Source organism: Spirillospora sp. NPDC127506, from assembly GCF_040302145.1.
Classification (GTDB): domain Bacteria; phylum Actinomycetota; class Actinomycetes; order Streptosporangiales; family Streptosporangiaceae; genus Spirillospora.
In genome coordinates, this window is sequence record NZ_JBEORG010000035.1 from 65,170 (window position 1) to 76,667 (window position 11,498).

Here is an 11,498-nt window from a genome sequence, read left to right on the forward strand (position 1 = left end):
TTCCGGAGCCTCGCACCCCTAGGTCGAACGAGCGCGCCCCGGATCAACACGCGCGCCGAAAATTCTGCCGGAGATCTTTTCGCGCGGCTGAAACCTCGGCAAAGGCTCCACCCCGGGGCGGGCGGGATGACCGGAATGGGGGATGCGGGGCCGTTACCGTGCGGGAATGCCGCAGACGCCCGGCGACGCACCCGGGGACGCACCCGGCGGCTCGTCCGGCGAGGCGCCCGGCGGGACGCCCGGCGCCCCGTCCGCCCGCGCGCCCGGCGGCGTCCCGCCCGGCGCCTTCACCGCACCGGCCGGCCCGGCCGCGCGGCCCGGCGGGCCGCACCGGATGCCGCCCTGGCTGCCCAAGGCGTTCGCGCTGGCCGGCGCGGTCGTGCTGGCGTTCCTGGCCGGGCTGTGGCTGCTGCAGCGGCTGCGGGAACTGCTGCTGCTCCTGGTCACCTCGCTGTTCCTGGCGTTCGCGATCGAACCCGCGGTGAACTGGCTGGCCCGGCACCGGTGGCGGCGCGGCCCCGCCACCGCGCTGATGTTCGCGGCCGTCGGGCTGCTGCTCGCCGGGTTCCTCGGCGGCATCGGGTCGCTGCTGGCCGGCCAGGCCGCCAACCTCATCGACGGGTTCCCCGGTTACGTCCGCGAGCTCATCGGCTGGGTCAACGAAACGTTCGGGACGAACCTGTCGCAGGACACCCTGTTCGAGCGGCTCCCCACCGTCACCGGCGCGCTGTCGCGGCACCTGGCCGACCTGGCCCAGAACGTGTGGGGCATCGGCGCCACCGCGTTCGGCGTCGTCTTCAAGGCCCTCGGGGTGCTGCTGTTCACCTTCTACCTGTCGGCCGAAGGGCCCCGGTTCCGCCGCACGGTCTGCTCGCTGCTCCCGCCGCGCCGCCAGCACGAGGTCCTGCGCGCCTGGGAGATCGCCGTCGACAAGACCGGCGGCTACATCTACTCGCGCGGCCTGCTCGCCCTCATCTCCGGCATCGCCCACTTCGCCGCGATGGCGGCCCTCGGCGTCCCCTACGCCGCGACGCTCGCGCTGTGGGTCGGGGTGGTGTCGCAGTTCATCCCCGCCATCGGCACCTACCTGGCGGGCGCCGTCCCGGTGCTGATCGCGCTGGCGGTGTCCCCGGCGACCGCGCTGTGGATACTGCTGTTCATCCTCGCCTACCAGCAGCTGGAGAACTACCTGCTGCAGCCCCGCATCACCGCCCGCACCCTGGACATGCACCCCGCCGTCGCGTTCGGGCTCATCCTCGCCGGCGCCGCCGTCGCCGGGCCCCTCGGCGTGCTGCTCGCCGTCCCGTTCGGCGCCAGCCTGCAGGCGTTCGCCACCGCCTACGTCCGCCGCTACGACGTGGAGGACCACCCCCTCACCGCGCCCGACCCGCCCGGCGCCCACTGGTGGCGCTGGCTGCGCCGCAACTGACCCGCCCTGACCTGCGAGCAGCCGCCCCTGCCCGCGTACGCCCGGCCGCGCGCGGCCGGCGGGCATGTCGAGGATTGCCGTGGACGGCGGCCGCGGCCGGGGTTACCGTGCCCAAAAGCATGATCACCCGGGTAGTCCCGGGGCCGGAGGGAGCCGACATGTACCGTCCCCGCACGCGCCGCCGGTGGCTCGCCGGCCTCACCGCCGGGGCCCTCTCCGCCGCCGCACTGGCCGCGCCCGCCGCGCACGCCGCCCCCGCGCGCGGCGGCGCCCCCGGGCACGGGCACGGCAAGAACCCCGCGCTGCTGCGGATCCTGCGGTCGATGACGCTGGAGGAGAAGGCCGCCCAGCTGTTCGTCCTGCAGATCCACGGCACCGGCGCCGACACCTCCGACCCCGCCGACGTCGCCGCCAACCGGAAGCTGTACGGGGTCGACAACGCCGCCCAGGTCATCGCCCGCTACCACCCCGGCGGATTCATCTACTACGGCGAGAACGTCCAGGACCCGCGGCAGGTCGCCGCGTTCTCCAACGGCATCCAGCGCGCCGCCATGGCCCAGCCGCACCGCATCCCCGCCACCATCGCCACCGACCAGGAGGGCGGCATCGTCGCCCGCATCCAGCCGCCCGCCACCCAGTCTCCCGGCGCCATGGCGCTGGCCGCCGGGCGCCGCACCGGCGACGCCCGCGCCCTGGCCCGCATCACTGGACGCGAACTGCGCGCCATCGGCATCAACCAGGACTACGCGCCCGACGCCGACGTCAACGTCAACCCCGCCAACCCCGTCATCGGCGTCCGCTCCTTCGGCTCCGACCCCGGCCTGGTCGCGTCCATGGTCACCGCGCAGGTCGGCGGCTACACCTCCGGCGGAGTGACCGCCACCGTCAAGCACTTCCCCGGGCACGGCGACACCACCACCGACAGCCACACCGGCGTCCCCCACATCGACCACACCCGCGCCGAATGGGAACGCCTCGACCTGCCGCCGTTCCGCGCCGCGATCGCCCACGGCGCCGAGGCCGTCATGACCGCGCACATCGTCGTGCCGTCCCTGGACCCCTCCGGCGACCCCGCCACCCTGTCGCGGCCCATCCTCACCGGCATCCTGCGCGACCAGCTGCACTACCGCGGCGTCGTCGTCACCGACGCCCTCGACATGCAGGGCGTCCGCGACAAGTACGGCGACGAGAACATCCCCGTCCTCGCCCTCAAGGCCGGCGCCGACGTCCTGCTCAAACCGCCCGTCGACGACGACGGCAACGGCGTGTTCCCCCGCCAGCTCGCCGCCGTCGTCAACGCCGTCCACACCGGCGAGCTGACCGAGCGGCGCATCGACGAATCGGTGTACCGGATCCTGGAGCTCAAGCACCGGCGCGGCCTGTTCCGCGACCCCTACGCCGACGAGTCCCGCGTCGGACGGACCGTCGGGACGCCCGCGCACCTGGCCGCCGCGCAGCGCGCCGCCGACCGCACCACCACCCTGGTCCGCAACGACGCCGGCATCCTGCCGCTGCGGCCCGGCGCCCGCGACGTCCTGGTCACCGGATGGGGCGTGTCCACCACCGCGGCCATCGGCACCGAGATCGCCCGGCGCGGCGCCACCACCACGATCCGGCAGACCGGCATCAACCCCGGCCAGGCCGACATCGACGCGGCCGTCGCCGCCGCACGCGACCAGGACCTCGTCGTCGCCGTCACCAACCGCGCCTGGGACATCAAGGACGAACCCGGCCACAACGGGCCCGGTCAGATGAACCTCGTCAAGGCGCTCATCGCCACCGGCACACCCGTCGTCGTCATCGCCGTCCGCGACCCCTACGACATCGCCTGGTTCCCCGAGGCCGCCACCTACCTGGCCACCTACTCCTACACCGCCGAGGCGCTGCGGTCGGCCGCCAAGGTCCTGTTCGGCGAACTGGACCCGCGCGGACGGCTGCCCGTCGCCATCCCCGCCCGCGACGACCCCGGCGCCGTCCTCTACCCGTTCGGCCACGGCCTGAGCTACCGCGACTGACCCCGCCCCACATACCCCGCCCCGCGGCCATGCGCGGGGTCACGCGCGGCGACGCACTGACCGGGCCGCACTGACCGGGCCGCACTGACCGGGGTGCGCCGACCGGGGTGCGCCGACCGGGGTGCGCCGACCGGGGTGCGCCGACCGGGGTGCGCCGACCGGGGTGTGCCTGCTGAACCGGGACCGGAAGCGGGGCGGGGAAGGCGGCGGCCCGGTTCCCCGGCGGCAGCCGCAGCCGCCGGGGAACCGGGCCGGGTTCGGTACCGCCCGCGCCCTCAGACGCGCGGGGTCACGCCTTGTTCGCGCCGATCGACTTCATCAGCGTCGGCCAGATCGACTTCGACTCCCGCACCCACGCGGGCCAGTTGTGCCGGCCGTCGCCGTAGATGTGCGCCGTGTAGGGGATCTTCAGCTCGTCCAGCCGCTTCTTGAAGTCCTTGTTGTTCGCGCCCACCGCGATCTCGCTGAGCAGGCCGATGTCCCACGGCGCCACGTCCGGGTCGCCGGGGCCCGGCCGGCCCGTCGTCCCGGCGGAGAAGAAGATCCCGGTGCCGCGCAGCTTGGGCGCCAGCGTGTACGGGTCGTGCGCCTTCCAGTTGGCGTCGTCGGCCCACGGGATGCCCCAGATCGCGAACGGGTCCTGCCCGTTGCCGGCGTTGGTGAACATCAGCATCGCCGGCATCCCGATCGACCGCATCGACAGGATCCCGCTCAGCGACGCCGCGTACTTGAACAGCCCCGGGTGCCTGGCCGCATACGACATGGCCCCGGCGCCGCCGGAGGAGTTCCCGATCGCCGCGCGCAGCGCGCCCGCGTGGTAGTTGCGCTCCATCAGCTGGCGCACCTCGGCGGTGTGGAACGTCTCCCACTTGGGCGTCCCGCCCTTGCCGTAGTTGTACCAGTCGGTGTAGGAGCCGTTGTCGCCCTCCGGCATGACGACGATGACGTTGTACTGCGCCGCCCACGCCTCGATGTCGGTGTTCCGCGTCCAGGAGGTGTAGTTGTCCTGCCCGCCGTGGAAGGCGTACAGGATCGGCCACGTCGCCGTGGAGTTGCGCGTCCAGTTCTTCGGCAGCAGGATCCGCGCCTTCACCGACTTGCCGAGCGCGGGCGAGGCGATGGTGATGTCGACCTCGCGGGTGCCGACCTTGCTCTCCGCGGTGATGCGCGCCCCGTCGTCGGCCTTGACCGGACCTGCCAGCGCCTGCGCGGAACCCGTGCCCGTCGCGCCGATCCCGGCGACCAGGGCGGCGCCGACGGCGGCGGACACCAGCGGGCGCCGCCGGCGGAGTGCGTGGGACCGACGGCGGACGGAGGGTGTCATCTGCTCACCTCGCGGATCAGGCCCGACCCCCGTGGCCGCGCGACTCCGGGAGAGTGTCCCGGTCCAAGCCGCAATGATCTACATGGGCGCGTTATAAGAATTGCGCCCGCCGCTGTGGAGAAGTGAGTCATTCCCCCCGCCCGGCACCGGCGCCGGCGCCCGGGTCGGCGCCGGTGCCGGCGGCGGCCTCGGCCAGCAGCGCGGCCAGCTCGCGGGGCTTGGAGAACATCGGCCAGTGCCCGGTCGGCAGCTCCCGGTAGGTCCATCCCGGGCCGGTCATCGCCGCGAAGACCGGATGCCCCGCCGCGCCCATCTCCCGCACCGCCGCGATCGGGATCGTGGTGGCGATCAGCGTGCGCGGCGTCTCCGGCAGCGGATCGGGGCGCGCCGCCGGCTGCGTCGCCGTGCCCGCGGGCTGCGGCGTGCCGCGCTCGCGCAGAGCGGCCAGGTGCGCGTCGGTGAGCCCGGCGAGGTTCACCGGGTCGGCGTCGGGGTCGAACGCCGGCACCGGGATGCGGCGGCCGCCGCCCTCCTCGGCGATCGCGTGCTCCAGCTCCGCCCGCGCGTCGGGGTCGTGGAAGTCGATGGCGGCCATCCCCGACGGCATCGGGCCGGTGTCGACGTAGACGACGCGGGCGATCCGGTCCGGCATCCGGTCGGCCGCGCCCGTGACCGCCATGTTCGCGCCGCTGTGCCCGACCAGGACGACGCCGCGCAGGCCGCCGTCCTCGATGACGCGCGTGATGCCGGCGATCTGGGCGTCCACGTCGACGCCCTCGCCGGAGGCGTCCTCGTCCGCCCGCTCGGCCTGCCCCGCCGGGGTGAGCGCGTGCACCTCGTGGCCCTCGGCGCGCAGGACGGCCGCCACCTCGTCCCACGCCCACGCGCCGAGCCAGTACCCCGGCACCAGCACGAACGTCCCCCTACCGGCGGCGCCGCCCTCCGCGCCGGCCACCGCATCGGCCTTGGTGCCGGTGTTCACGTCAGCGTCCATGTCGATCGTTCTCCCTGGTCTCTCGGCGGGTACGACCGCACGCTACGGTGAATACCGGACGAGATCCGCCCGGATTAGGTGAGTGACCCGTGCCACAGCCGTCCCATCCGACGACCCGCGTCCTGGCGATGCTGGAGCTGCTGCAGGCCCACCACCGCATCGGCGGCGCCGAACTGGCCCGCCGCCTGGGCGTCGACGAGCGCACGGTCCGCCGCTACGCCGCCCGGCTGGACGACCTCGGCGTCCCCGTCGTCGCCGACCGCGGCCGGTACGGCGGCTACCGCCTCATGCCCGGCTACAAGCTGCCGCCGCTGATGCTCACCGACGAGGAGGCCGCCGCCGTCGTGCTCGGCCTGCTGGCCGGGCGCCGGATGGGACTGGCCGGCCAGGCCGCCGAGAGCGCCCTGGCCAAGGTCGAGCGCGTGCTGCCCGCCGCGCTGCGCGACCGCGTCCAGGCGCTGCGCGACACGCTGGGGTTCACCGGCCCCGACCGCGCGGCCGCCGCGCCCGACACCGGCGCCGTGCTCACCCTGGCCGCCGCGGCCCGCGGACGGCGCCGCGTCCGCCTGCGGTACCGGTCGTGGCGCGGCGAGGACACCGAACGGGACCTGGACCCCTACGGGCTGGTGCTGCACTCCGGCCGCTGGTACGTCACCGGCCGCGACCACCGCAGCGGCCAGGCCCGCACGTTCCGCGTCGACCGGATCGCCTCCGCCGAGCCGGGCGCCGAGACGTTCGAGGTCCCCGGCGACGCCGACCCCGTCCGGCAGGTCACCGCGTCGCTGGCGCGCGTCCCCTACGCCCACGAGGTCGAGGTCGTGCTGGACGCCGGCCTCGCCGACGCCCGCCGCCGGATCCCCGAGTCGGTCGCCCTGCTCGCCGAGGACCCCGGCGGGGGAGTGGTGATGACCATGCGCGCCGAGCGGCTGGACGGGGCCGCGCGGATGCTGGCCGGGCTCGGGTTCCCCTTCACCGTCCGCCGCCCCGCCGAACTGCGCGGCCACATCCGCGACCTGGCCAGGGCCCTGGAAGAGCAGGCCGCGCGGTGAGCCGCTTGCAGGGCCGCGCCGGCCGGGGGCGGCGGGTCAGGCGCCGGTGCGCTCGTCCCACTCGTGGCGCAGCATCGCGTAGATGACCTCGTCGCACCACTCGCCCTTGACCTTCTCGTTCTGCACCAGGTGCGCCTCGCGGCGCATCCCCAGCCGCTCCAGCACCCGCGCCGACGCGGCGTTGCGGCCGTCCAGGCGCCCGCACACGCGGTGCAGGTCCAGGCCCTCGAACCCCAGCCGCAGCACGACCTCGGCCGCCTCCGTCGCATACCCCTTGCCGTGGTAGGCGGGGTTGAAGATGTAGCCGATCTCGCCCTGCCTGTGCTCGCGGCTGCGCCACTGCAGGTTGACCTCGCCGATCAGCTCGCCGGTCTCGCGCCGCACCACCGCCAGGACGAGCCAATCGCCCTCCTTCTCCACGGTGGAGGCGCCCATCTTCTGCTTCAGGAACGCCCGTGACTCCTCCAGGCTGCGGGGCTCCCAGTACAGGAACCGCGCCACCTCCGGCAGGGACTGGTAGGCGTACAGGCCCTCGAGGTCGTCCTCGCGGAACGGCCGCAGGGTGAGCCGCTCGGTCTCGATCGGGTAGGCGGGACGGAGCATGCAGTGATCCTATTCAGGGTGTTCGGCCCCGTGCGACCCGTGCTTCCCCGGTAACTCCGCCCGTCCGGCCGCCCTAGGGCCGCCCGGACGGCGGACGCCCCCGGGTCGCGCCCGGCTCCCCGGCGCCCGCCCCGTCCCGCGCGTCGCCGTGCGGGCCGCCGCGTCCGGCGTCGCGCTCGGCCCCGTGTCCGGCATCGGATCCGGCGTCGCGCTCGGCGTCGTGTTCGGCTTCCTTCAGGCCGGCTTCGCGGCGGTCCTGCTCGTCGAAGCCGCGGGTGTCGCGGAACTCCACGTACGGCTCCTCGTCCTCGGGGGTGCCCCCGGCGATGGCGCGGCCCCGCTCCAGCTCGGCGTTCAGCTCCGCGCCCAGCAGGATCGCCAGGTTCGTGATCCACAGCCACACCAGGAAGATGATGATCGCCGCGAGGCTGCCGTAGGTCTTGTTGTAGGAGCCGAAGTTGGCGACGTAGGCGGCGAACAGCCCCGACGCCGCCAGCCACAGCGCGATCGCCAGCAGCCCGCCGGGCGCCAGTTTCCGGAATCCGCGCTTGGCGTTGGGCGCCGCCCAGTACAGCAGCATGAACAGGAACGCCACCACCAGCAGCAGCACCGGCCATTTGGCGATGCCCCAGATCGTCACCGCGGTGGAGCCGGCGCCGATCACGTCGCCGACCTTGCGGGCCAGCGGCCCGGTCACCACGACCGCGATCACCGACGCCGACAGCAGCACCAGGGTGGTGATGGTGACCCCGATCCGGATCGGGATCGTCTTCCAGATCGGGCGGCCCTCGGGGATGTCGTAGACGATGTTGGACGCCTGCATGAACCCGCCGACGTACCCCGACGCCGACCACACCGCGCCGAGCAGGCTCACGACGGCGATCGCGCCGGCGCCGCCGCTACTGCCCTGCAGCTGCCGCACCGAGCCGACCAGCAGGTCGCGGACCGCGCCCGGCGCCATGTCGCCGATGTTGGCGATCAGGTCGTCGGTCGTCGACTGGCCCGCCAGCCCGACCAGCGACACCACCACCAGGATCGCGGGGAAGATCGACAGGATCGAGTAGTAGGTGAGCGCCGCCGCCCACGCGGTGAGGTTGTCGTGCTTGAACTCGCCGACGGTGCGTTTGAGGGCCCCCACCCAGGAGGTGGGCGGCGCGTCGGCGATGACGCCTGGGGTGGGCATGAGCGTCCTCTCAGCGGATCCGGGGGGGTTCGGCGGGTCAGCGGGTCCTGCGGGTCCTGGTGCGGCGCACCCGCACGGCGCGGCGCTGCCGGGCGCGGACGCGGAACCGCACGGGACCCACCCGCCTGGTGGACGCCCGGCGGCGGCGCATCCACAGCACCGCCACCGCCGCGGCTCCCGCCGAGGCGGCGACCACGCCGCCCCGCCGGGCCCTGGCGATGTTCTGCTCCGAGCCGGCGGCGCGCCACGCCGACGCCGCCGCGTCCCGCGCCCGGGTCCTGGCCTGCTCGGCCTTCTCCCGGGCCATCGCCTTCACGTCGGCCTTGGCGGCCAGCTGCTCGACCGTCTCGCCGAGCTCGTGGCGCGCCCGGTCGACCTCCTGGCGCAGCTCCTCGGTGCCGGCCTCGGCGCCGTGCCTGCTCTGCGCGGTCATCAGTGCGTCGCCCTCTCCTTGAGCTCGGCCACCGTCTGCCTGGCCTCGTCCATGGCCTTCTCCGGTTTGGCCGGCGTGGCGCGGCGGGTCTGCGACCTGCCCAGCAGGGCGAGCAGCGCGGCGACCAGCATCAGCGCGCCGCCGATGATCAGGGCGGCCGCCCACACCGGCAGCGCCACCGCGATCCCGGCGATCGCCGCGGCCAGCAGCGCCGCGACCCCGTACAGCGCGACCAGGGCGGCGCCGCCGAACATCCCGGCCCCGGTCCCGGCGTGCCGGCCCTTGTCCTTCAGCTCGGCGACGGCCAGCCGCAGCTCGGCGCGCATCAGCTCAGACACCTGCTGGGCGGCCTGCCGCACCAGCTCCCCGGTGCCGTGCTCCTCGCGTCCGGCGCGGAATTCGGGGGCGCGGGCCTGGTCCTGCCGGTGCGCGCCCAGGCTCTCGGCCGTGGTCTCGGCCGTGGTCTCGCCGTCATGCGTCGGCCGCACGATGCTCATAGCCTCCAGGCCTCCTCCGCCTTTTCGTCTCGAAGCCTGAAGGTGGCGTTCCCCCTTGTCGGAGGCTAAACGTGTGCGCTTCCCGACAAAGGGTGAACAGGGCGTGGCGCGGCGCGCGGCGGCGCAACCCCGCGGACCGAGCCCGGACGAGCCGCCCGGCCGGCCGCCCGTACGGGCGGCCGGTCAACCCGCCCGGCCGGCCGCCCGGACAAGCCGCCCGGTCAGCCCGCCCGGTCAGCCGCGTCCGACGTAGGACGGCATCGCGGTGGCCAGCACCGTCATCTGCTGGACGTTGGCCTCCAGCGGCAGGCCCGCCATGTACAGGACGGCGTCGACGACGTGGCGGACGTCCATCACCGGCTCGGGCTTGACCGTCCCGTCCGCCTGCAGGGTGCCGGCGCCGAACCCGCCGGTCATGTCGGTGGCGGCGTTGCCGACGTCGATCTGCCCGCACGCGATCCGGTAGGGGCGTCCCTCCAGCGACAGCGTCTTGGTCAGCCCGGTCACCGCGTGCTTGCTGGCGGCGTAGGCGACCGTGCGGGGGCGCGGGGTGTGCGCCGACAGGGACCCGTTGTTGATGATGCGGCCGCCCTGCGGGTCCTGGTCCTTCATCATGCGGAACGCCTGCTGCGCGCACAGGAACGCGCCGGTGAGGTTGGTGTCGACGACGGTGCGCCACTCCTCGTGGGAGTACTCCTCGACGGGCGCCGACGCCCCGAACACGCCGGCGTTGTTGACCAGCAGGTCCAGCCGCCCCCACCGGTCGCGGACCGCGTCGAACAGCGCCCGCACGGAGGCGGGGTCGGTGACGTCGGCGGGCACGGTCAGCGCCTCCCCGCCGCGCGCGGCCCGGGCGGTGTCTTCGAGGCGCCCGGCGCGGCGGCCGGTCAGCGCCACCCGCCAGCCGGCGTCCAGCAGCGCCGCCGCGACCGCGGCCCCGATGCCCGAACCGGCCCCGGTCACCAGCGCCACCCGTCCGTCCATGGACCAGCCTCCCTCCCGGCCGGGCTCCATTATCACCGCCCCGCCGCGGACGGCGGCCGGGACATGTCCGCGGCGTGCCCTGCGACGACCGGCCGGCGCGCAAACCCCCGCGGGACGGGCGCCGCCCACGCCTGGACCGGCCTGAGCGCCGGTGGCGGGGCCGGTCAGGCGGTGGACGCGGCTCCGGCGCCGCAGCCCCGCCGCGGCCGCCCGGCCGCGCCCGCAGGCGCCGGCCCGGGGGTCCTCAGCGGGCCGGGACGATGCGGGTCAGCGCGAGAGCGGCCAGCCACAGCGCGGCGCTGGTCCAGGCCAGGACGTGCAGGCCGGAGGTGAACGCGGGGCGCAGGGCCGGCCCGGCGACCGCCCCGTACACCGCGACGCCGAGCGCCGTGCCGGCCTGCCGGGCGGTGTTGTTGACCCCGCCGGCCAGGCCGGCGTGGGCGGGCGGGGCGGCGCGCATCGCGGCGGCGACCACGGCGGTGACGATCAGGCCGTCGCCGATCCCGATCGCCAGCAGCGCCGGGAGCAGCGCCGCGTAGCCGCCGCCGGGCCCGGCCGCCAGCAGGGACAGCGACCCGGCGGCGGCGACCGCGGTGCCCGCGCCGAGCGGCACCCGCGTCCCGAACCGGGCGGTGAGGCGGCCGCTGACCGGCGCGAGCAGCACCAGCGGCACGGCCATCGGCAGCAGCATCGCCCCCGCGGCCAGCGCGGGCCGGTGCCCCGCCTGCTGCAGCCGCAGCGTCGCCACGAACAGCATCCCGTTGCTGACCAGGTTCATGATCAGCGCGATGGCGTTGGCGCCGAGGAACGCCGGGACGCGCAGCAGCCCGCCGGGGAACATGGGCGCCGCGGCGCGCCGCTCCGCGGCGGCGAACGCGGCAGCGCGGTAGGTACGGATCTCGGACCCCACCCCGAGGCCGCGGAGAGAGGCGTCGAGCGTGTGGCGCACCAGCGGAGCGCTCTCGGCGTTCCTCGGCAGGGTCATTT

11 protein-coding genes are annotated in these 11,498 nt (G+C 75.0%); 3 read left to right on the forward strand and 8 right to left on the reverse strand.

Going from position 1 to position 11,498, the window contains the following annotated elements; genetic code table 11:
• The first annotated feature begins 166 nt into the window (after positions 1–166).
• Together ABTW95_RS27730 and ABTW95_RS27735 are read left to right on the forward strand one after the other, a co-directional pair.
• Complete coding sequence (locus tag ABTW95_RS27730) at positions 167–1,429, forward strand: AI-2E family transporter (RefSeq protein ID WP_500227818.1); 1,263 nt, start codon at positions 167–169, stop codon at positions 1,427–1,429.
• A 119-nt stretch (positions 1,430–1,548) separates the two neighbouring features.
• Complete coding sequence (locus tag ABTW95_RS27735; RefSeq protein WP_500227819.1) at positions 1,549–3,444, forward strand: glycoside hydrolase family 3 protein; 1,896 nt, start codon at positions 1,549–1,551, stop codon at positions 3,442–3,444.
• Between the two features lie 289 nt (positions 3,445–3,733).
• Here ABTW95_RS27735 and ABTW95_RS27740 read toward each other — a convergent pair whose 3' ends face one another.
• Both ABTW95_RS27740 and ABTW95_RS27745 read right to left on the reverse strand, forming a co-directional pair.
• Positions 3,734–4,768: an alpha/beta hydrolase gene (locus tag ABTW95_RS27740; RefSeq protein ID WP_396452340.1), complete on the reverse strand. Its 1,035-nt coding sequence runs from the start codon at positions 4,766–4,768 to the stop codon at positions 3,734–3,736.
• A gap of 127 nt (positions 4,769–4,895) precedes the next feature.
• A complete protein-coding gene (locus tag ABTW95_RS27745; RefSeq protein ID WP_500227820.1) occupies positions 4,896–5,762 on the reverse strand; it encodes an alpha/beta fold hydrolase in 867 nt (288 codons plus the stop codon).
• Positions 5,763–5,851: 89 nt separating this feature from the next.
• Here ABTW95_RS27745 and ABTW95_RS27750 point away from each other — a divergent pair, with 89 nt between their 5' ends.
• Complete coding sequence (locus ABTW95_RS27750; RefSeq protein WP_396452341.1) at positions 5,852–6,811, forward strand: helix-turn-helix transcriptional regulator; 960 nt, start codon at positions 5,852–5,854, stop codon at positions 6,809–6,811.
• 36 nt (positions 6,812–6,847) lie between these two features.
• Here ABTW95_RS27750 and ABTW95_RS27755 read toward each other — a convergent pair whose 3' ends face one another.
• The 6 genes from ABTW95_RS27755 to ABTW95_RS27780 form a co-directional block, all read right to left on the reverse strand.
• Positions 6,848–7,414 carry a GNAT family N-acetyltransferase gene (locus ABTW95_RS27755; RefSeq protein ID WP_396452343.1) on the reverse strand — a complete coding sequence of 189 codons (567 nt, stop codon included), beginning with the start codon at positions 7,412–7,414 and terminating at the stop codon, positions 6,848–6,850.
• A 73-nt stretch (positions 7,415–7,487) separates the two neighbouring features.
• Complete coding sequence (locus ABTW95_RS27760) at positions 7,488–8,597, reverse strand: YihY/virulence factor BrkB family protein (RefSeq protein ID WP_500227821.1); 1,110 nt, start codon at positions 8,595–8,597, stop codon at positions 7,488–7,490.
• Between the two features lie 37 nt (positions 8,598–8,634).
• Entirely contained in the window at positions 8,635–9,030 is a 396-nt protein-coding gene (locus tag ABTW95_RS27765; RefSeq protein WP_396453264.1) for a DUF3618 domain-containing protein, read from the reverse strand.
• Positions 9,030–9,527 carry a phage holin family protein gene (locus tag ABTW95_RS27770; protein ID WP_396453263.1) on the reverse strand — a complete coding sequence of 166 codons (498 nt, stop codon included), beginning with the start codon at positions 9,525–9,527 and terminating at the stop codon, positions 9,030–9,032. The genes ABTW95_RS27765 and ABTW95_RS27770 overlap by 1 nt, the downstream gene beginning before the upstream one ends.
• A 234-nt stretch (positions 9,528–9,761) precedes the next feature.
• Positions 9,762–10,511 (reverse strand): SDR family oxidoreductase, encoded by a 750-nt coding sequence (locus tag ABTW95_RS27775; RefSeq protein WP_396454798.1) that lies wholly within the window; start codon positions 10,509–10,511, stop codon positions 9,762–9,764.
• A 244-nt stretch (positions 10,512–10,755) separates the two neighbouring features.
• On the reverse strand, positions 10,756–11,498 hold a 743-nt coding region (locus ABTW95_RS27780; protein WP_500227822.1), incomplete at its 5' end, for an MFS transporter.

Excerpts from the sequence above, each read along its gene's own strand:
- ABTW95_RS27730 (WP_500227818.1), top strand. The coding sequence starts at position 167 with ATGCCGCAGACGCCCGGCGACGCACCCGGGGACGCACCCGGCGGCTCG.
- ABTW95_RS27735 (WP_500227819.1), top strand. The coding sequence starts at position 1,549 with ATGATCACCCGGGTAGTCCCGGGGCCGGAGGGAGCCGACATGTACCGT.
- ABTW95_RS27755 (WP_396452343.1), bottom strand. The coding sequence starts at position 7,414 with ATGCTCCGTCCCGCCTACCCGATCGAGACCGAGCGGCTCACCCTGCGG.
- ABTW95_RS27740 (WP_396452340.1), bottom strand. The coding sequence starts at position 4,768 with ATGACACCCTCCGTCCGCCGTCGGTCCCACGCACTCCGCCGGCGGCGC.
- ABTW95_RS27745 (WP_500227820.1), bottom strand. The coding sequence starts at position 5,762 with ATGGACGCTGACGTGAACACCGGCACCAAGGCCGATGCGGTGGCCGGC.
- ABTW95_RS27770 (WP_396453263.1), bottom strand. The coding sequence starts at position 9,527 with ATGAGCATCGTGCGGCCGACGCATGACGGCGAGACCACGGCCGAGACC.
- ABTW95_RS27775 (WP_396454798.1), bottom strand. The coding sequence starts at position 10,511 with ATGGACGGACGGGTGGCGCTGGTGACCGGGGCCGGTTCGGGCATCGGG.
- ABTW95_RS27760 (WP_500227821.1), bottom strand. The coding sequence starts at position 8,597 with ATGCCCACCCCAGGCGTCATCGCCGACGCGCCGCCCACCTCCTGGGTG.
- ABTW95_RS27765 (WP_396453264.1), bottom strand. The coding sequence starts at position 9,030 with ATGACCGCGCAGAGCAGGCACGGCGCCGAGGCCGGCACCGAGGAGCTG.